General features: G+C 71.2%; 19 protein-coding genes. 6 read left to right on the top strand and 13 right to left on the bottom strand.

The window, feature by feature from the left end; genetic code table 11:
- Positions 1 to 3: 3 nt before the first annotated feature.
- Genes VZL07_RS29840 through VZL07_RS29830 form a run of 3 tightly spaced genes read left to right on the top strand, consistent with a single transcriptional unit; the run spans position 4 to position 2,513 of the window.
- Positions 4 to 861, top strand: a complete 858-nt coding sequence (locus VZL07_RS29840) for a hypothetical protein (protein ID WP_426751280.1) — start codon at positions 4 to 6, stop codon at positions 859 to 861.
- On the top strand, positions 848 to 1,660 hold the full coding sequence (locus tag VZL07_RS29835) for a metal ABC transporter ATP-binding protein (protein WP_426751278.1): 813 nt from the start codon (positions 848 to 850) through the stop codon (positions 1,658 to 1,660). The genes VZL07_RS29840 and VZL07_RS29835 overlap by 14 nt, the downstream gene beginning before the upstream one ends.
- On the top strand, positions 1,641 to 2,513 hold the full coding sequence (locus tag VZL07_RS29830; RefSeq protein ID WP_426751277.1) for a metal ABC transporter permease: 873 nt from the start codon (positions 1,641 to 1,643) through the stop codon (positions 2,511 to 2,513). The genes VZL07_RS29835 and VZL07_RS29830 overlap by 20 nt, the downstream gene beginning before the upstream one ends.
- Positions 2,514 to 2,519: 6 nt before the next feature.
- Here the strand turns inward: VZL07_RS29830 and VZL07_RS29825 are convergent, their stop codons facing one another.
- From VZL07_RS29825 to VZL07_RS29800, 6 genes are all read right to left on the bottom strand, one after another.
- The gene (locus VZL07_RS29825; protein ID WP_426751276.1) at positions 2,520 to 3,071 is read right to left on the bottom strand and encodes an isochorismatase family protein; all 552 of its coding nucleotides are present in this window, start codon (positions 3,069 to 3,071) and stop codon (positions 2,520 to 2,522) included.
- 124 nt (positions 3,072 to 3,195) lie between these two features.
- The gene (locus VZL07_RS29820) at positions 3,196 to 4,929 is read right to left on the bottom strand and encodes a hypothetical protein (RefSeq protein ID WP_426751274.1); all 1,734 of its coding nucleotides are present in this window, start codon (positions 4,927 to 4,929) and stop codon (positions 3,196 to 3,198) included.
- Positions 4,930 to 4,939: 10 nt separating this feature from the next.
- Complete coding sequence (locus tag VZL07_RS29815) at positions 4,940 to 5,542, bottom strand: hypothetical protein (RefSeq protein WP_426751273.1); 603 nt, start codon at positions 5,540 to 5,542, stop codon at positions 4,940 to 4,942.
- A 20-nt stretch (positions 5,543 to 5,562) separates the two neighbouring features.
- Positions 5,563 to 5,937 carry a hypothetical protein gene (locus tag VZL07_RS29810; RefSeq protein WP_426751272.1) on the bottom strand — a complete coding sequence of 125 codons (375 nt, stop codon included), beginning with the start codon at positions 5,935 to 5,937 and terminating at the stop codon, positions 5,563 to 5,565.
- 81 nt (positions 5,938 to 6,018) lie between these two features.
- Positions 6,019 to 6,525: a hypothetical protein gene (locus VZL07_RS29805; protein ID WP_426751271.1), complete on the bottom strand. Its 507-nt coding sequence runs from the start codon at positions 6,523 to 6,525 to the stop codon at positions 6,019 to 6,021.
- A gap of 274 nt (positions 6,526 to 6,799) precedes the next feature.
- Positions 6,800 to 7,234, bottom strand: coding sequence for a hypothetical protein (locus VZL07_RS29800; protein ID WP_426751270.1), 435 nt, complete (start codon positions 7,232 to 7,234; stop codon positions 6,800 to 6,802).
- Positions 7,235 to 7,561: 327 nt separating this feature from the next.
- On the opposite strand from VZL07_RS29800, the gene VZL07_RS29795 reads away from it, so the two are divergent.
- The 3 genes from VZL07_RS29795 (at position 7,562) to VZL07_RS29785 (ending at position 11,137) form a co-directional block, all read left to right on the top strand.
- Positions 7,562 to 9,034, top strand: a complete 1,473-nt coding sequence (locus VZL07_RS29795; protein ID WP_426751269.1) for a hypothetical protein — start codon at positions 7,562 to 7,564, stop codon at positions 9,032 to 9,034.
- 99 nt (positions 9,035 to 9,133) lie between these two features.
- Positions 9,134 to 9,844, top strand: coding sequence for a Bax inhibitor-1/YccA family protein (locus VZL07_RS29790; RefSeq protein WP_426751268.1), 711 nt, complete (start codon positions 9,134 to 9,136; stop codon positions 9,842 to 9,844).
- Positions 9,845 to 9,982: 138 nt separating this feature from the next.
- Positions 9,983 to 11,137: a lytic polysaccharide monooxygenase gene (locus VZL07_RS29785; protein ID WP_426751267.1), complete on the top strand. Its 1,155-nt coding sequence runs from the start codon at positions 9,983 to 9,985 to the stop codon at positions 11,135 to 11,137.
- Positions 11,138 to 11,209: 72 nt separating this feature from the next.
- Here VZL07_RS29785 and VZL07_RS29780 read toward each other — a convergent pair whose 3' ends face one another.
- The 7 genes from VZL07_RS29780 to VZL07_RS29750 all read right to left on the bottom strand — a co-directional run bounded on the left by VZL07_RS29780 (position 11,210) and on the right by VZL07_RS29750 (position 19,255).
- Positions 11,210 to 12,508 (bottom strand): hypothetical protein, encoded by a 1,299-nt coding sequence (locus VZL07_RS29780; protein WP_426751266.1) that lies wholly within the window; start codon positions 12,506 to 12,508, stop codon positions 11,210 to 11,212.
- Positions 12,509 to 12,734: 226 nt separating this feature from the next.
- Positions 12,735 to 13,952, bottom strand: coding sequence for a DUF7305 domain-containing protein (locus VZL07_RS29775; RefSeq protein ID WP_426751265.1), 1,218 nt, complete (start codon positions 13,950 to 13,952; stop codon positions 12,735 to 12,737).
- Positions 13,949 to 15,121 (bottom strand): tetratricopeptide repeat protein, encoded by a 1,173-nt coding sequence (locus VZL07_RS29770; RefSeq protein WP_426751264.1) that lies wholly within the window; start codon positions 15,119 to 15,121, stop codon positions 13,949 to 13,951. The genes VZL07_RS29775 and VZL07_RS29770 overlap by 4 nt, the downstream gene beginning before the upstream one ends.
- The gene (locus tag VZL07_RS29765; protein WP_426757404.1) at positions 15,118 to 15,711 is read right to left on the bottom strand and encodes an RNA polymerase sigma factor; all 594 of its coding nucleotides are present in this window, start codon (positions 15,709 to 15,711) and stop codon (positions 15,118 to 15,120) included. The genes VZL07_RS29770 and VZL07_RS29765 overlap by 4 nt, the downstream gene beginning before the upstream one ends.
- Positions 15,712 to 15,755: 44 nt before the next feature.
- On the bottom strand, positions 15,756 to 16,850 hold the full coding sequence (locus VZL07_RS29760) for a hypothetical protein (RefSeq protein WP_426751263.1): 1,095 nt from the start codon (positions 16,848 to 16,850) through the stop codon (positions 15,756 to 15,758).
- A 111-nt stretch (positions 16,851 to 16,961) separates the two neighbouring features.
- Positions 16,962 to 18,758 (bottom strand): glycosyl hydrolase family 18 protein, encoded by a 1,797-nt coding sequence (locus VZL07_RS29755; protein WP_426751262.1) that lies wholly within the window; start codon positions 18,756 to 18,758, stop codon positions 16,962 to 16,964.
- A gap of 155 nt (positions 18,759 to 18,913) precedes the next feature.
- Positions 18,914 to 19,255: a (2Fe-2S) ferredoxin domain-containing protein gene (locus VZL07_RS29750; protein ID WP_426751261.1), complete on the bottom strand. Its 342-nt coding sequence runs from the start codon at positions 19,253 to 19,255 to the stop codon at positions 18,914 to 18,916.
- Between the last annotated feature and the right edge of the window lie 351 nt (positions 19,256 to 19,606).

Genomic DNA, 19,606 nt, shown 5'->3' with positions numbered 1-19,606 from the left:
GTCATGCGCACCCGCCTCCTCCTTCCCCTGCTCCTGCTGTCCGGCTGCGCGCTGGAGCCCGGTGAGAGCTTCGCCGTGCTGGAGCCCACCGTGCGCGCGGACTATGCGCCCGTGGACTCACGCGACGCGGGCAACGGCTTCCAGCGGCTGGCCTCCGACTTCCAGCTCCGGCTGGACGGCGCCGCGCTGGGCGTGGCCCACATCGACCTGGTGGGCGGCGCGAGCACCGGCGGCCCCACCACGTTCGACCCGGCCAACCCGCCCCCGGGCTACACCAACTGCCACAACGGCCACTGCCACCGCGATGACGGCGCGCTGGTGGACTACGAGGACATCCAGGCGGAGCTGGATGGTGGCGGAGGTGGCTCGGAGGCCACGGTGGCCAGCCTGCACGTGGACGCCGACCTGGACCTGCTGACGGACGAGACGCTCACGCCCGAGTGCGAGCCGTCCTGCGAGCTGGCCCGGACCACCATCAACCGCTACCAGTGGGACGTCACCACCGTGCGGCTGGAAGGCGCCGTGCGCGACAGCCGCGCCACGCCGCGCTTCACGGGCGAGCGCCCCTTCCGGCTCGTCCTGACGACGGACGACAACGCCGAGGAGGGCCAGCCGCTGTTCGCGCTCCGGGGTGCGGTGGACATCCCCGCCGACCGGGAGAACAAGCCGCGCGTGAAGCTGGCCATGCACCTCACGCTGTCACCGGCGCTGTTCGACACGCTGGACTGGGCCCCCCTCACGCCCGGCCCCGACGGCGTGGTGGACCTGAACGCCCCCGAGCACACGGCCTTCCGGACCGCGCTGCTGGAGTCCCTGTCCGCCCTGGAGCCGCAAGCGGAGGTCCGCCGTGAAGACCGTTGAGCCCACGGCCAGCACCCACGCGGTGCCGGCCTCGTTCGTCCCGGGTGACGCGCTGCTCACCTGCGAGAAGCTCGTCATCGGCTACGACGGCAAGGCCATCCTGCCGCCCATCGACCTGACCATCCGGCGCGGGCAGTTCGTGGCGGTGGTGGGCCGCAACGGCTCCGGCAAGAGCACCTGGTTCCGGACGCTGCTGGGCATGCTGCCGCCGGTGTCCGGCACCATCTCCCGGGCATCGGCCCAGGTGCGCAGCGCCTATGTGCCACAGACGAACGCCATCGACACGCTGCTGCCGCTGCGCGCGGACGAGCTGACGGGCTGGGGCCGGCTGCGTGGCTGGAGCTTCCTGTGGCCCTTCGCCCGGAAGACGGACCGGCAGGCGGTGCAGAGCGCGCTGGAGACGGCCGGCGCGAAGCCCTTCGCGTCCCGCCCGTACCGCGAGCTCTCGGAGGGCCAGAAGCAGCGCACCCTGCTGGCGCGGCTGGTGGCCACCGAGGCGGACCTGGTGCTGCTGGACGAGCCCACCGCCGCCATGGACGCGGTGGCCGAGCGCGAGACGATGCAGCGGCTGTGCACCCTCTCCCGCGAGCGCGGCCTGGGCGTGGTGGTGGTGTGCCACGACCTGGAGGTCGCCGCGGAGCACGCGGACGTGCTCGTCTTCGTGGACCGCGAGACGTCCGCCTTCGTCGTGGGCGACGCCCGCACCGTCTTCTGTCACCCCGCCTTCCGCCGCCAGTACGGCGACGAGTACTGCCAACGCGCGCCCCTGGGACCTCACCGTGGAAACGACGCTCGCTGAACCGTCCAAGTGGGAGCAGTTCCACCTGGCGTTCGACCTGTTCAGGGACCCGCTGCTGTGCGCGCTCATCGCCGGCGGCGTGCTGGGCTTCCTGAGCGTGTACGTGGTGCTGCGCCGCATGGTGTTCGTCAGCGCCGCCGTGGCCCAGTCGGCGGGCCTGGGCGTGGCGCTCGCCTTCTATGCCGCCATCCACCTGGGCACGCACGTGGAGCCGGTGCTGGGCGCCACCACGCTGGCCCTGCTGGCCACGCTGCTGCTGATGACGGAGCCGGCGAAGCTGCGCCTCACGCGGGAGAGCCTGCTGGGACTCGCCTACGCGCTGGCGGGTGGCGCGGCGGTGCTCGTGGGCGACCGCATCGCCCAGGAGGCGCACGACATCCAGGGCATCCTCTTCGGCACCGCGGTGCTGGTGACGCCCGAGCAGCTCTACACGGTGGCCATCGCCGGCGCGGGCGTCATGTTCATCCAGCTGTGGTGGTACCGGGGCATCACCTTCGCCAGCTTCGACCGGACGGGCGCCCTGGTGCAGGGGCTGCCGGTGCGCCTGCTGGACGGCGTGCTGATGGTCAGCATCGGCGTCATGGTGGGCGTGTGCGCCCGCGCCCTCGGCGCGCTGCCGGTGTTCGCCTTCTCCACGCTGTCCGCCATCGCCGCGCTGATGCTGGAGCTGCGGCTGCCCTGGACCTTCTTCGTCGCCACGTTGATGGGGGCCATCTCGGGCGTGGGCGGCTACCTCTTCGCCTTCTTCTACGACTTCCCCGTGGGCGGCTCGCAGACGGTGTTCGCCGCGGCCATGGTGGCCGTGGCGACCGTCATCCGGATGCTCGCCCACGCCGTGCAGAAGGCGCGCTGAGCGGCGTCAGCGCACCGCGGCGGAGACCTGCTTGAACTCGGGCGAGCCCGCGCGCCCGAGCAGGTCGAACAGCGCGGCCTCCACCGTGACGACGTGCGCCCCCGCGTCGCGGCACAGCTGGAGGCCCACCTTCCGGTCCTCCTGCGCCCGGGACAGCACGGCATCCGCCAGCAGGAAGGGGGACAACCCGCGCTCGGCCAGGTCGCGCACCGTCTGGAAGACGCAGATGTGCGTCTCCATGCCCGCCACCAGCACCTGCGTGCGCCCACCGAGCGCGGCCAGCACGTCCGGCACGGCGGCGCTGAACTCCAGCTTCTCCACCGCCTTGACGTCCTTGAGCGCGCGCATGCGGAGGAGCGAGTGCGTGGGCCCGAGCCCCTTGGGGTACTGCTCGGTGAGGAGGATGGGCAGTCCCAGCGCCCGCGCGCCCTCGATGGCGGCGCCGGTGCGGCTGAGCATCCGGTCCAGCGCGTCCCGGTCCATGGCGGCGCACAGCCGCTCCTGGATGTCCACGACGAGCAACGCGGCCTGGTCCTGCTTGAGGCGGAAGGTAGGCATGGGCTCCTCCTCGCGCGAAGGACGCGGGCCCGTCAAGCGGCGGGCGCCGCCAGCGCTGGCCGTGGACGCTCGCGCGGGGCCGACTTCCGGCGGGTAACAATCGAGCCGCGCCCCGCGACGCCACTCAACAGGACGCCGTCCCCTGGGCGGAGAGCGCCGCCGTCCCATGCTCACGCAGGGCGAGGATCTCCGGCGGGCGGACCAGACGGAGCACCCGGCCCCGTCCCGCGATGAAGGCGCGGGCCCGTCGAAGCTCCGGCTGATGCGGGTCCGCGTTCCGCCAGCATTCGAGGAACGCGGTGAAGTCCTCCACCGCGCCGCTCCAGGCGCCCAGGGCCACCTGGGACTCCGCCGCCAACAGCCGGAAGTGGCCGCAGCCGGGCCGCTCCGCTACCAGCGAGCGCGCCAGCTCCAGCGCCTTGTCCTCGCGGTCCGAGCGCAGGCGCAGCCGGACCAGGGCCTCGCGCGCCGGACGCGAGAAGGCGGCCGGCCCCGCGGCGCGCAGGCGGCGCTCCAGGCGCATGGCGCGCGTCAGCGTGGCCTCGGCACGCCCCACCTCGCCCCTGCGCGCCTCCAGCGCGCCCCGCAGCTCCTGCGCGGCCACCTCGACGACGCGCGCCACGTCCCGAGGGCACAGCGTCCGGTCCTCCGAGCGGCGCGCCTCCACGAGCGGCGGGTGCAGGCCGTCCAGCGTGCCGCATACGCGCTCCACCTCGCCCAGGCGCCCCGCCTCCAGCAGGCTGAGCCCCCGCGTGTAGAGGCGCATGCCGTCGCGCAGGGCCTGCTCGGCCAGCCCCGCCCCTGCGGGCAGGTCCATGGGCACGTCCGCCGCCGCGCGCCAGAAGCCGAAGCGCAGGTGCGCGGCCACCAGGGTGGACGCGGCGAAGAGCACGGCCTGGCTGTCGCCGTCCGCGCCTTCCACCCGCTGCCGCAACCGACGGGCCCAGGCCTGCGCCTCCCCGTACTGGCCGGCCTCGGCACACCCCAGGCTGAGCAGCCGCATGGCGGCCTCCGCGCTGGGGGCGTCGGTGACGGGCAGCCCCTCCTCCGCGAGGTACGCGTCGTCGGCGGCCACCGCCGCCACCAGCGCCTGGTGCGCCTCCTCCATCAGGCCGACGCGCTGGAGCAGGCGGCCCGCCGCGAGGAGCGCGGGGCTGGCCTGGGGCGCCAGCGCGAGCAGCCGCCGCGCGCTGTCCCGGGCGGCCTCGGGCCGGCCGCTGTCGAGCATCGCCTGCACCCACGCGTGGTGCACGCCGGCGCAGTCCGGGTGGGTGCGCAAGAGCTCGCGCAGCAGGGCCTGGGCATACGGCTGGCCCTGGCCGGGCCGACCATCCGGCTCGTAGCCGTCGAGGAGGAAGCCGGCCAGGAGCAGCCGTGCATCCCCGTCTTCGGGGTAACGGTCGATGAGGCACTCCATGTCGCGCACGAAGGCATGACGGCCATTGGCGGGCCCCTTCTCCGCCAGCAGGCTGGCCGCGACGATGTAGCGCTGCTCGCGGTCCGTGATGCCCTCACTCAACGCCAGCGCGCGGCCCATGGCCTCCGCGCGGGCGGCGGCGAAGCGCGCCCCCGGCCCGCGCGTCAGGGCCAGCCCCCACCACGCCATGGCCAGCGAGGGGTCCACCCGCGCGGCCTCCGCGAAGGCACGGCGCGCCTCGCTGCCCCACCCCAGGTGCAACAGCCGCAAGCCCTGGTCGAACCAGGCCTGCGCCCGGGGCTCGGAGGTGGTGACCTCCAGGTGCGCGCAACCCAGGCCGTCTCGAAGACGAGGCGAAGGCAGCGCGTCGTCCGCGAGCGCCTCCCAGGGCGCACGGACGTAGACAGAAGGTTCATCGGCTCGCAGGAGTCGCGCCAACATGAGGTCCTCCTCAGGCCCCGGAGACCGGGGCGGTGCAGATGTTGAATCCAGCGTCCAGGGAACGCAGACGGGAGGCGAAGCGACGCCACGCCGCGGCCAGCCCCTCCGCTGCGACAGGTGGGGCCTTGCGACGTGCCGCGAAGCACTCGCGCCGCCAGGACGGCCCCAGTTCCTGGGCTACCCACTCCTCGTGCTCGGCCAGCCAGCTCGCGAGCGTCACGAGCCCCGCGCGAAGCGCCCGCCGCTGCGGCCCCGTGGACACGAGGCGCACCGGGCCCAGGTCCTCCGCGCGGAACGGCAGGGTGTCCGGCACGCTGTCCAGCAGGACGGGCGCGAAGCCCGCCCGGGGAACGAAGACGGCTTCGCCGCACTCGCACAGCGCGCCGAAGCCCCAGAGCGTCAAGCGCCCACCTTCCGGCAGGTCCATCGTGTACGGGCTCTGTCCCTCCGCGCCCTCGGGACGCGCGTGACGCACGAGCCCCCGGCGCACGAGGAGGTTCCCCTCCGGGCAGAGGACATCCCGCCCCAGGCACCACATGGAGACGTCGAACAGCCGGTCTCCGTCACGTTGCAGCTCGCAGGGAATCACGGTGGACATGGCATGGCCGGACATGGGCGCGCGCTCCTCTCAGCTCAGGACTTCTTCGCGGCGCCGCGGCGCACGGGGCTGGCACCGAAGAGCGTGGGCGCGTCCACGGGGCTTCCTCCTTGCTTCCCCAGCACCGCGTTGACGGCGCGCACCAGCTTTCCGCGCACGCGGGCCGGCAGCGGCCGGTCTCCCAGCGCGGCCTGGAGTTGCTGGGCGCTGATGCCCCGGCCGCTCCTCGGCTTGCCAATGGACAGCGACTCGTAGCTCTTGCCCTGCGTGTCCTTGCCCCTGCGGCTGGCGCTGCGCTGCCTCAGCAGGGTGCGGCCCTCGGAGCCATTGGACTCGAGCTGCCGCGACAGGCGGAGGAGCTTCTCGGAGGGGATGTTCTTGTCCGTCAGGAACTGCTGGAAGGAACCCATGGTCTTCTCGCTTCGGGGAACGAGGGGCCGGCACCTCGGCACCGGCCCCCGGGTGAACGGGCCAGCGGCCCGGGAACGGCGTCAGTGCTCGTGGTCGTGGTCGTGGTCGTGCGCCGCCTCTTCGACGAGGACGGAGATCGTCGACGCGGTCGTGGGGCCGAAGGTCAGGATGAACGTGCCCACCGTCAGGGGCACCACGTGGCGCCCCTTGATGTCCGCGCAGTCCTCGGAGCTGCTCGTGCTCTCCTCGATATCCACCGACGCGCCGCTCGCGTCGGTGATGGAGAAGGGCACGTCCGCGTTGGTGTAGAAGATGAAGTCGGTGGCCTCGCTCGCGGCGAAGGACACGGAGCCCTGCTTGCCATCAGGTCCGTCCGCCAGGGTGACGTCGTAGCGGCGGTGGTCGGCGCGAATCGCCGGGGGCGCGTCGGTGCCCAGCGTCGCGGTGACGGCGGACGCCGGCCCCTCCTGGAGGTGCTCGCACGCCTCGGCATCGACGCCATGTTCCTCATCGGAGGCGTCGTCGCCGCAACCCGCGGACACGAGGGCGGAGGACAGCAGGAACGCAGCAAGGAGCTTCTTCTTCATGGTGTTACTCCACGGAATGGACTGCGGGTGTGCCACGCCCGCGCGCCAGCAACGGACACCGCCAGGACATGGAGGGGCCGCCACGGGTGCGTGGGAATGGAAGGGGCGTGCACGGAGCACGAAACACAGGCGCGGTGAGACAACCCAGCCGCCGTGGCCGCGAAGCCGCAATGACTCACGGACCGCACGAGGCGGACGGAGCCGTGTCTGGCTTTAGCGGACGGAGGGACTCACACGGCGCGACAGGCCGGATGAGCGAGCTGACTCCCGGGCCTCACGCGCGAGGCGGAGACGCCTTGGGAGCCAGGTGCAGCCGGGCGACGGGCTCCGCGTGGAAGCGGAATACCGCCAGCGCGGGCGCGGAGCGGGCGGGCGCCACCTGGAGGGATGGCGCGTCCTGCTGCGGAGGCGGGGCCTCCCGGCGGAAGAAGGCGTGGACACAGTGGGCGTCGGCACCGTGGGAGTCCGCCTCCGTCGTCTTGGAGGCAAGTCGCACGTCGTCGAAGGAGGTCTCCACGTGTGCGCTGCCGTGCTCCCCGTCCGCGCCCACGTGAACCACCTCACCATGCTCCAGGCACGTGGCGTGCTGGACCAGGGCGAAGTGCAGGACGCTGCCCATGTACGCCAGCACACACAGGAGCACGAGCGGCAGCGCCATACGGCGCGACCGGACGGGACTCACGGGCTGGCGGTGGGTGGAGCGGCTCACGTCAGGACATTCCCGGTTGAACAGCGTCTGCGTTTGTAAGCCAGACAGACCGTTCGCGCAAGTCGGTCTGTCTCACGCCCCGCGCCCTGGTGCAAAAGCAACACAATAACAACACGCCCATCGAAGCACGGCGTGCGTCCTGGCGAAGGGCCCCCGGCCCCTGGCCAGGAGGGCACGCGTCCGGCCCGGCCCGTCATGCCAGTCCGTGGGAAGACGGACGTCCGGTGGGGGTTGGACGCACCGCCGCCATGGACCCGCGGACCGTTCCGGACGTAGGGTGCGCGCCGCCCGGCAGAGGCCAGGGCGTACCATCGAGGTCACGACTTCGTGCAAGAGTTCATCGACGTGCTGCGGAGCCAGGCGCGCCATATCGCGCCCGACCTGGCACGGCTCGCCTACCAGCGAGGCCTGGCCGTCACGCGGCCGGACGGCACCACCCGTCCCATCCCCATCACCGCCACGCCCGTGGTGCTGGACGCCGCGGAGATTCGCCGCCGCGCGGAGCTGTCCGCCCGGCTGTCCTCCGCCACGGCGAAGGTGGCGCGCGCCCTCCTCCAGGGCTCAGCGGCCGAGGAGCTGCTGGGCGCCCTCTCTCCGCTCGAGCGCACGCTCGCCGAGCGCACCTGGAGCCAGGCCACCCGGCTGGCCACCACCCGCGTGGACTACTTCGTCGCCGGGGGAAAGCCCTGGGCGCTGGAGGTCAACGCCACCATCCCCGCCATGCAGGGGTACTCCGACATCGCGGCCCGGACCTTCATCGAGGTGGTGGGCCGCTACTTCCGCTACCCCGAGAAGTCGCTTCACGCGCTGCTGTCGCTCAACGGCAGCAACGCCCTGGCGTTGTACCGGGCGCTGCTGGATGGCTACGCCGCCGAGCGCAACGGTCAGATGCCGGACACGGTGGCCCTGCTGTGCCGCCGCAACGACGCGCAGATCACGGAGCTGCGCTGGCTGTGCGAGCGCTTCCGCGAGTTCGGCGCCGACGCCGACCTGGTCCACCCGGACGAGGTGTCCGGCGACGACGCCTTCGTGGCCCACGGAAAGAAGTACGACCTGGTGTACCGGCACCTCTTCGTGCGGCGACTGGAGGAGTCCCCCTCGCCCTGGGTGGAGGACTTCCTGAGCACGGTGCCTGGCAAGAAGGCGGTGTTCCTCAATCCGCCCGCCTCGCAGGTGGAGGTGAAGCTGACCTTCGCCCGCCTGTCCCAGGCCCTGGTCGAGCCCGCGCTGGCGGAGGCAGCGGGCCTCGCCCCGGAGGAGCTGGAGGCCGTGCGCGCCTCGGTGCCCTGGACGCGCCTGTTCCGCCCCGGCCCGGCCCAGGGCCCTGACGGTGAGCGGGTGGAGGACCTGGTGGCCCTGGTCGCCGCGTCGCCGGAGCGCTTCGTCCTCAAACGAGCGTGGGACTACGGCGGCCGGGCCGTCTTCCTGGGCCGGTCGGCGGGTACCGTCCCCTACACCGAGCGCGTGACGAGCGCCTACGGCGCGCCCCTGACGTGGGCGGAGCTGTGCGCGCGGACGGCGGCGGACATGGCGGGCGGCGGCTTCGTGGTGCAGGAGGTGGTGGACTCTCCGCCCGAGGAGCACCTGCTGTGCGAGCCCAACGGGACGGTGCTCCCGACCTCGTTCTTCGTGGACTACTCCGCCTACGCCTCCGTGGGACTGGCGAGGCAGCCGGCCTGGGGCGGCGTCTGCCGTGGGTCGATGTCGGAGATCGTCAACATCGTCGGCGGTGGCGGGGTGCTGCCGCTCATCACCTCGGAAGTCGCTTCGAAGCTTTTGATGGCGTGGAAGGCCTTTTAAGGGGTTTCACGTGGGCCCGGGCTGCGCGCACGCCCGGGCCGGACGCGCTATAAGCAGTGCGCTGCCGGGAAGGCTCCTGGCTCGAAAGGAAGTGGCCTCATGGCCTGGGAAACCTCGGGGTGGCAGACGAGCAGCAGCGGCGCTGCCGACTCCATTCTCGTTCAAGAGTCTCAGCGCGCGTTCATGTCGCGCGTCCACGGCTGGATGTTCGTCGGCCTGCTCGTCACCGGCGCGACGGCGCTGCTGACGGTCAGCAACGCGGCGCTGCTCAACGCGGTGCTCGAATGGCGCCTGGCGTTCATCGTGGCGCAGCTCGGCGCCGTCTTCGCGCTGTCCTTCATGGCGCCCCGGCTGTCGGGCCCCGCCGCCGCGGTGCTCTTCCTGGGCTACTCCGCCCTCACCGGCATGACGCTGTCGGTGCTGCTCCTCATCTTCACGGCGGGCAGCCTGGCCCAGGCGTTCTTCCTCACCGCGGCGGTGTACGGCGCCATGGCCATCTACGGCACCGTCACCAAGAAGAACCTGGGCGCCTGGGGCACCTTCCTCTTCATGGGCCTGGTGGGCGTGGTGCTAGCCAGCGTGGTCAACCTGTTCATGCGCAGCGACGCGATGAGCTTCGTCATCTCCTGCGCGTCCGTGGTCGTCTTCGCGGGCCTGACGGCGTATGACACCCAGAAGCTGCGCGAGATGCACACCGGCGCCGGCTACAACAGCATCGCCGCCCTGAGCATCGTGGGCGCGCTCACGCTGTACCTGGACTTCATCAACCTCTTCATCGCCCTGCTGCGGCTGACGGGCTCGCGCCGCTAGGCGCGGAACCCTCGGGCCTGGCGCTCCGGAGCGGCGGCGTGTCCCCAACGCGGGCACGTCCGCCGCTTCGCCGTTTCAGGGGCCGTTGACCCGATTTCCGGGTGCGCGCCCTCCCTCCTCGCATCACAGGAGGAAGGGATGACCCCAGCAGTGCAGCGGTGTGTCGGCGTCTCGCTCGCCGTCGTCTCCATGCTGTCCGCCAGCGTGGCGCTGGCGCATGGCTCCATGGAAGTACCCCTCAGCCGCGTCTACAGCTGCTTCAAGGAAGGGCCGGAGACGCCGAAGTCCGCCGCGTGCAAGGCGCTCATCCAGGCGGGCGGCACGCAGGCGCTGTATGACTGGAATGGCGTGCGTCAGGGCAACGCCAATGACCGGCACCGCGACATCATCCCGGACGGGAAGCTGTGCAGCGCGGCGAACGAGAGCCACCGCGGCCTGGACCTCGCGCGCACGGACTGGCCGTCCACGCTCATCGCCCCGGACTCGCAGGGCCGCTTCGAGTTCGTCTTCCATGCGACGGCGGTGCACGCCACCCGCTACTTCCACTTCTACGTCACCCGCGAGGGCTACAACCCCGCGCTGCCGCTGAAGTGGTCGGACCTGGAGGCCAACCCCTTCTGCTCCATCACCCACGCCACCGCGCAGAACAACCGCTACCGGCTGAGCTGCCCGTTCCCTCAAGGGAAGACGGGCTCGCACGTCATCTACGTCATCTGGCAGCGCTCCGACAGCCCGGAGGCGTTCTACGCCTGCACCGACGTGAAGTTCAGCGACACGCCGCCGCCGCCCTCGCCCTGGAAGGAGCTGGGCCAGGTGCAGGCCCGCGAGGACCTGCCCGCGGGGAGCTCGGTGACGCTGCGCGTGTTCGACGCGCAGGGCGGTGACGCCGAATCCCACGTCCACCCGCTGGCCACCGCCACGCCCGCGGCGCAGTGGATTCACGCGCTCGCGCAGCGGGTGAACGCCGCGTCCAGCCGCGTGCAGGTGGGCGTGCTCGACGCCGAGGGCCGCGTCAATCCGGTGCAGAACGCCACGGCCAACCGCGTCTACGCGCGAGACACCGGCTACACCTTCCAGCTCGACATCACGAAGCCTCCGCCCGGCGGCAGTGGCGATCCCATCTACCCCGCGGGCATCGAGGGCTACACGGCGGGCACGGTGGTACAGGGCACCGACGGCCTGCGCTACCGCTGCAAGCCCTTCCCCTACTCCGGCTGGTGCAAGGGCTCCGCGCTGCACTACGCGCCAGGGACGGGGCTGAACTGGCAGGATGCCTGGGAGCGCATCCCCTGAGCACGCACGCGGACAGCGAAGGGCTGTCCGCGTGCCGGGCCGCCCGGAGCCTGGGTCAGCCACGCCGGTGGCTCACGGCTCCAGCGCCGGCTCCAACGTGAGCACCAGGGCGGGATCGTCCTTCACCTCCAACTGGTGCGTCACCCGCGTGCCCAGGATGAAGTGCGGCGGTTCGAAGAGCGCCACCGAGGACCAGCCCGCGTAGGCCGTGAAGAACTTGTTGCCCCCGTAGGCGACGTCCGGCAGGTACTCCTCCGCCTGGTCTCCGCCGGAGATGGGGACGCCGGCGGGGTCCCACACCTCGCCGTTCTCACCCCAGCGCGCGCCCCAGATGCGGTGCGCCCCGGTGCGGGTGTCATCCCAGACGACCAGGGACTTCGAGTTGTGGTGGGCGAGGCGCGGCTCCGACTGCACGCCAACGGCCGTGGAGATGGGGATGCCGTCAGGGTCATCGACCGTGCCATTGGAGCGCACGCGAGCACCGTAGATGTCCGCGGCCCCGTCCCGGTCGTCCGACCAGACGACCTGGTAGCGTTTGCCGCTCCACTCCACATCCGGCATGGCCTGCATACCCTCGGCCGTGGAGATGGGGAAGCCGACGCCGTCCAGGACGACGCCGTCCTCCGTCACGCGATTGCCGAAGATGTCCGCGTTCTCGGGGCCCATGCCCTGCTCGTCGGACCAGACGACCAGGAACTCCTTCTTGCTGTTGTTCCACGCCGACGAGGCGTCACGGGCGAAGTTGAACCCGGCGCTGAGCGACCTGTCGGCCTCCCTGAGCACGACGCCGTTCTTCGTCACCCGGGTGAAGAAGATGACCGTCTCGGCATCACCCGAGATGGTGAAGGTCACCAGGCAGACCTTCGGAGAGCAGGAGACCCGCACCGGTCCGAACGACTCGTCGGTCTGGATGACGCGGAACACCGGGCCGACCACGGTGCCGTCGGGCTTCACGCGCACGCCATCGACGCCAACGTCGGTCTGCCAGACGACGAAGAAGTGCGTGCCGTTGAAGGCAATGGCGGGCTGGCTGCCGGGCTCGTCGCTGATGTTGATGCGAATGCCTTCCGGGTCCACCACCGTGCCGTCCTGCTTCACCCGGGTGCCGTAGATGCCGCCGGTCCGTACGTCCGTCCACACCGCGAAGTACTTGCCGTCTCCGTAGGCCACCGCCGGCCCGACGCGCGCCAACGCGGCAGGCACGTACGCCACGTCGTGCGCCTCGAGCCCGGCCTCCGTATGAGCCGGCGACTTCATCACCGCGCGCCCCTCGCCCTCGTGCTCTTCGTCCCCAGCCGTCCCTCCACCGCAGCCGACCAGCATGGACCCGAGCAGCAACCCGGCCACGCCGGACATCACATCCCGCCTCATGTGCAGCCTCCCCCTTCGCGAATGCCGGCGCAAAGCTGGGGTGCGGTGCGTCCCACACCAGTCGCCCGGCGGGAGCAGCCTGGATTCTGCTGTGGACATGGTCCCAGCCGAGGCCCTCACAGGCCGCATGCGTGTGGAATCCGCTTCCGCTCCGTGCCCAGCAAAGCGAGCACCCCGACGCGGCGCGTGTGCCCCACTCGAGCTGGGTCGTGACGGCAGGCGAAAGTCAGCCGTCCGTGCAGCTGGCGCCGGCCTCCCGGATGTCGGCGTCGTAGTGGAGGCGGAGCGGGCCGGACGCTTCGACGTGGCGAACGAACAGGGAGCCGAAGACCTCTGCCTCGCCGCTCAGGCTGAGGACACCACGCGGTGCGTAGAGGTTGCCCGCGAAGGTACTGCCCGCGGAGAAAGCCAGTACGCTCGAACCGGCGACGTACACCCGGACGCGCGAAGGCGTGGCCGTGGAGCCGATCGTGAGCGGCCCCGCCACCGCCACGGCACCACCGAGGAACAGGTCCAGCTCTCCAGGCTCCTGGACGTCCACGGTGAGCCCCTCGCCCAGGTCCACGATGTCCTCGATGAAGAGCGCCGTCCTGGCGCGAATGGAGATTCTCGCGCGTCCCGTCCCGGTGATGCGCGTCAGGTGGAAGCGACCGCAGGGCAGCACCAGCTCACGCGCCCCTTCGATTCCCTCCAGCGCCGCGGCATCGAGCCCGATGGCGGCGTTGTCATTGTCGCGCGCGTGCCGGGCGATGATGCCGGACACATCCACCTGTGAGGCTTCGTCGCAGGCGCACGGCGTGACGGCGTCCACGGGCTCGCGACGGACCTCCGCGGCCTGGGCTGGGCCCAGCGAGAAGCCTTCCGGCACCGTCAGCACGCCTCCCACCTGGAGCGATGGCCACGCAACGTCACCTCGCACCCGTGCATCACCCGCCACGAACGCCGAGGAGGGATTCCCCGTCAGCGGGCCGCTGCTATGCAGCGATGCGCCCACCTGGAATGAGCGCCCGAGCTGGACGCCTCCAGAACCTCCGACACTCAGGGAGCCCCCCACCGACACCGCGTCGTTGGCCGACAGCGCGCCATTCACCCCGACGTCGCCGCCTGGGCCTCCGGGCTGGTACGTCCCTACCGAGCCGCGAAAGGCGTCCGTGTCGAAGGAGGCGCCCAGGGCCAGTCCCTCACAGGTGCACAGCGCGTGTCGGAAGGTCTGCTCGGCCAGACGCCCGCTGCACACGTGCTCCCCCACGAAGATGGCAGGTCCCCGCCCGGCGCAGTACGCCTCCCAGTCGTCGGGCGGCTCACCGCCGTCCGACGTCCCCGCGTCCACCGAGGAGCCCACCCCGCCCCCATCCGGAGTATCGACGGTGGCCACCAGGTCTCCGCGCGTGCAGCCGCCCAGCGACATGGCCAGCGCCAACGCCACGCACCCTGGCCGACTCATGGCGCGGTCAACTCCTGGACCCGCGCACGCGCCGAGGGCCCGAGCGGCGACTCCGGGTGGCGGGAGAGGAAGTCCTCCAGCGCGCTGCGCTCGGCCTCACGGTTCCCCAGCGCGCGGTGCGCTTCGGCGATGCCGTGCTGCGCCTCCTGGTCGAGTACCCCGCGAGGATGGAGGCGGAGCGCCGCCTTGAACTGGTGAAGGGCGCCGCGTGCATCGCCCAGGTGCTCCAGGCGGAGTGAACCCGACGCGACCCGCGCCACGTACGCCGCGAGGGATGACGGATGGGTGCGGATGACGCGCAGGTAGAGCGACTCAGCGTCCTTCCACCGCCCCTCCGAGCGGAGCGCATTGGCCTTGAGCAGCAGGTCCTCCGCGGCGCGCGCGACGAGCGGCCTCGCAGCACTGGTGGGCTGCTGGTCCTCCACGGCGCGCGCGACGGGCGGCCTCGCGGTGCTGGTGGGCTGCTGGTGGGCTCGGGCCGTTCCCTTCCCTTCCCCCCTGTCGCCGGCGGCCTCTGCGCCCACCTTCGACGTGAGCGACGGCGCTGACTCCAGCGCGCCGTGCGCGTCGGCGGACTTCTCCGACACAGTCAATGGCGCGGCCCCCTGCGCGGAGACTGAATCGGCGCTCTTCTGTAAGTCGGGCGACGGCACTGTTCCCTGCACGGAGGATGGCTCGGCGGTTTTCTGCAACCCGGGCGGCGGCACAGCCCCCTCAGCGGCGACTGACTCGGCAGGCGTCTGCAATCCGGGCGATGACGCTGCTCCCTGCGATGCGGACACCTCGGTGGTCTCGAGGGTGCCGTGCCCCTCCATGGTCGTGCTGGCGGCTCCAGCCATGTGCTGCGCCGCCTGCCGCTTCGATTCGTCGGCGCGCTCGACCGCCATGGACGCCTGGGTGCCCGATACGCGGCCGGGGCGCGTGAAGGTCCAGACCGCCGCGGCCGCCGCGCCCGCTGCCAGCAACACGCCCGTCATCAGCCAGACCGGTGGCCGCTTGGCACGGGGCCGCCGCAGCGGCTGCGCCGTCAGTGCGCTTGCATCCAGTGCCGCGAGGACCATCGCCGTCGACTTCTCCCGGGAGATGCGCCGGGCAGGTCCCGCTGCTTCGTCGAGAGGCCGGAGCAGCGCGTTCAGGGCTTCATCCCCCTCTTCCCTGAAGTCACTCATCCCCGCGCCTCCCCTCCGCCATCCTCCGCCGTGGCCAACGAGCGCAGCGCGGTCCGCCCCAAGCGGAGACGGCTGCGCACCGTCTCGAAGGGGATGCCCAGCTCCGACGAAATCTCCGGCACGCTCAACTCCAACACGTGATGCAACACCAGCGCATGCCGCTGCTCGTTCGATAGCCGGTCCAGGAGTGTCACCATGTGCCGGCGATGAACATACTCGTCGGGGAGCGCGTCCTCGGAAGGAACCGCGACGAGCTCCACCGGCTCATCCGCGTGCTGCGCCTCCCGCCCCCGTGAGCGCTTCAGCCACGCGAACGTGGTCCGCGCCACCACCCGGTCCGCCCAGGCCTCGAAGCGGCCTTCGGCACGGAACGAGGGGAGTCCTCGCACCAGTGCGATGAGCGCCTCCTGGGCGATGTCCTCCACGTCCGCGTCCCCACGCACCAGATAGCGCACGAGGTTCCGCACCCGGGGCAGCAACTCCAGCAGCAGCGCCCCCGTCGCCTCGCGCTCGCCCTGGATGGCCGCCTGGATGCGAGGGTCCTCCGCCGAACGAGGCCTGTCCGCCGCCTGTGAGCCCGAGCTCCTCATTGACGGCATGGAGGACGCCCACCGTCCAATCGGGTCATCCCCGCTCACGGAAAAACCACCAGCGCCAGGCCCAGCCGGGGGCGAACGGCCCAGCCATCACCACGCGACACGAAGTTTCCGTCAACGGCGTACCGCAGCTCGGGCCGGCCCAGGAGGACCTCGGCGGACACGCTCGCCTCCACACCCACGCGAGCCGCCAGCCGCCACCGGGCGCGGAGCTCCGACCCGAGGAGCATGGCCAGCATCGTTCCAGGCGGTGCGGCCTTCACCTCTGGGGCCAGCGCCGCCGTGTGACGTCGGAAGCCCACCACGCCCAGCCCGAGCCCGGCTTCAACGTCGAGACGTTCCGCCAGCGCCCAGGGCAGCCCCGCCCACAGTGACGCCGCGTACTGCCCCAAGGTCACCTCGGTGCGTGCATCGCGAAGCCGTGACGGCCATCCGGCCAGGAGCTGCGCGCGCAGCCGCGCCCGTCCCGGCTGCCCGCCCGCGCCCAGGGACAGCCCTTGATGCCCGGCTCGGGTGTATCCATCCAACGCGGCATGCCCCCCGACCGAGAGCCACCATCGCCGCATCGGGCGCTCCGCGCGCGCGGAAGGCTCCGGTACGGACGGGCCCGCGTTCGGCCGGTGGAGCATGGCCGTGACGGTCTGCTCCGATGCGCCCCCAGGCACGTCCCCATGCGACGGAACGGTCTCCACCACCTCGCCAAGCGGCGCCCCCGCCTCCACCGCGCGCAACGCGGAGCGGGCCGCGAGCGCCAGCGCCTCCGCCCCCGCGGACCACTCCAGCGAGCCCGGCGTCTCCCCCAGCCCGGCAGCCCGTGTGAACAGGTGCCGGCCCTGGAGCTCCGCCACCAGGACGCGCACCTCGTGCCCCTCGCGCACGAACCAGAGGACGGCGCGGGCCTGATGTCGCGCGGCCAGCTGCTCCGCCGCGCGCCACTGCTCGGCAGGCGTCCCCGACCATGGCATTCCCGGTGACGGTTCGAGCCGCACGGCCAGGTCGCTGCTCTGCCCTCTCACCCGGGCCAGCAGCGCGCCGTCCTCCTCCGACGTCACCCGCACCACGGCGGTCCACGGCGCCGCGGCCACGGAAGAGCTGGAGAGCGCCACCAGCAGGACAGCAGCCGCGAAGGACATGCTGCAAACCCTATCGCCATGACGCCGGGGAACAGAAGTCCCCCGGCGTATGGCTTCACAACACGCGCGCAATGCCTGTCAGCACGTCAGGCAGTGCACGCTCCACTCCGCTCAGCGCAGCTTCTGTGCCAGCGTATCCAGGAGCGAGCCATCATCCCCGCTCAGCTCCCAGAACATCGCGCCGCCCAGGCCCTTGCTCAGGATGTAGTCCGCCTTGGCGCTCATGCTCTGCGCGTCGTCGTAACCAATCCAGATGCCCGTGGCCGGGCTGTACACGTAGGCCTGCTTCGCCTCCGGGTGGAAGAACTTCGTGTAACCGGAACCGGCGCGCTCGTAGTTGGCCTTGATGTCCTTGAAGTCGAACACGCCCGTCAGGCCCGACGAGCCGTCATCCCAGGTGCCCCGAGTGGGGACGCCGCTCTGGAACAAGCCATTGTTCACATTGGCCACGCCGCCCCAGCCACGGCCATAGAAGGGCACGCCGACGACAATCTTCGAGGGCGGCACCCCCAGCGCCAGCATCTTCGACACCGAGCCATCGGTATAGAAGCCCACGGCGGCGCCCGGGTCTCCCGTGACGCGGTTGAGCGCCGAGTGGAAGTTCGTCGTGCTCTCGAAGGCCCCGTGGTAGTCGTAGGACATCACGTTGATCCAATCGAGCACGTCGGACAGCTTCTTCGTCTCCTGCTTGTTCTCCAGCAGGTCCGGCGAGGCGCCCGTGGCGATGGTCAGCAGGTACGGCTTGCCCGTCTGCGCGGTGACGGCGTTGAGCTGGCTGCGGAACTCCTGCATCAGCAACGTGTAGTTCTGCTTGTCCGCGGGGCTGTTGCTGTTGCCAGGCAGGCCGCCGCCCACGGGGTACTCCCAGTCGATGTCGATGCCGTCGAAGACGCCCTCGCCGTTGACCGGGTCCACGCCGGGGTACTGGCCGCGGATGTAGAGGTCCACGCAGGACTTCACGAAGGCCGCGCGCGAGGCCGCGGTGGAGGCCACGGTGGAGAAGTGCGTGGACCAGGACCAGCCGCCCACGGAGATGAGCAGCTTCAGGTGCGGGTTCGTCCGCTTCAGCTCCTTGAACGCCCGGAAGTTGCCGCGCAGCTGGCCAGGGTTCCACTCGCCCTGCCATCCGCCGCTCTTGTCGATGTCCGCGAACGGATCGCCCAGGATGCAGCGCCCATCCGCGGAGATGTTGGAGAAGGCGTAGTTGATGTGCGTCAGCTTCGACGGCTGCACGTTGGACACGTGGTAGTTGCGCGCGTAGATGCCCCACGCGGTGAAGTAGCCGACGATGCGCTTGCCTCCCGGCGGAGGCCCGCCCGGAATCTCCACGACGACGGTGAGCGTGGTGGTCCCCACGTTGCCCGCGGCGTCGTAGGCGCGCACCGCGTAGACGTACGTGCCGTTCTGCTCCCAGCCGGTGAAGGCGCGGCTGAACTGCGTCCCACTGGCGACGACGGTGCCGTTCTCCAGGATCTCCACCCGCGCCACGCCCACGTCGTCCGTCGCCGTGGCGGTCAGCGTCAGCGGGCCCGCTGCGGTGATGCGCGAGGCACTGGCATTCAAGCCGACCGTCGGCGCGGTGACGTCTCCCCCCGTCCCGCCGTCGTTGCCACCCGTGCCCGCGTCGATGTCACCGCCCGCCGGCCCCAGATCCAGCCACAGCGCGGGCACCGCGGTCGGCGTCCAGTCCGCCTGGGACGTGTGCGGTTGCCGGCACTCGTAGAGCCGCCCCTGGTAGGTGACGCGCGTCCCCACGCTGTACGAAACGCCCACGGCCCACTCCGCGGCCAGCGCCGACGTCTGGACCGATGCCGGATCCGCGCCATGGAACGTCGTCACTTCGGAATCACAGCCAGCCACGCTCAAGGCGGTGGCAATCAGGCCCGAGGCCCACCAACTGCGACGCATGCGTGCACTCCTCGCGGCGACGGGCGCACACCAGTCCCAGCCTCGGAGCGCGACGGCTCCGGACCAATCCTGATGCTGCCCGCGCGGCTCCTCTGCGGGTTCGCGAAGAGAGAGCCATGCGTCGATTTTTTCGGGTTAATCGCGGGTAGCGCGGCTTAGCCGGGCTGCTGGGCCTTGCGCGAGAAGGGCATCAGCAGCCGCTCCACGGGGCGGCCTTCGATGAGGTGCTGCTCGACGATGTCCTTCACGTCCTCCACCTTCACGCCGCCGTACCAGGTGCCCTCGGGATAGACGACGACGGCGACACCGAAGGCGCACGTGTCGAGACAGCCCGCGGCGTTGGCGCGCATGCGTCCCTTGAGGCCGCGCTTGTCGAGCTCCGCCTTGAAGGCGGCGCGCACTTCCTCCGCGCCCTTGGTGGCGCAGCACCCCTTGGGGTGCCCATCCGGGCGGCGGTTGGTGCAGACGAAGACGTGGCGCTGGAATGGAGGAGCCATGTCCGCCTCCTAACGCGGCCTCTGGCCAAAATCGACGCCCTCGTTCACCAGCGGACCGCGGCCGACGCTGATCCACCGCCCACTCCAGGTCGGATCACTTGGCGCACGCATGAGACATGCACAGACTCACAGCAAACGTCTCCCAGTGATCACGCTTGCTTGCCTTGGAGTGACGATACATGGCTCGCCATCTGGACGCAGGCACTGCAAAGCATGTGTTGCCATGGCCAGCCGAGGGCTCTAGATCGGGCGTCCCTGATCCACGTTGTAGCGGCTGGGCGAGCAGGCAGGCCCATCTCACCCACCTCCCAGGTGTACACAATTCATGGTGGGTATGAACTTGCTTAGTAC

The sequence above is a fragment of the Pseudomyxococcus flavus genome (genome assembly GCF_050038885.1).
Lineage (GTDB): Bacteria > Myxococcota > Myxococcia > Myxococcales > Myxococcaceae > Myxococcus > Myxococcus flavus.
Note: the sequence above shows the minus strand (reverse complement) of the source record. Positions and strands in the feature narration are given on the sequence as shown.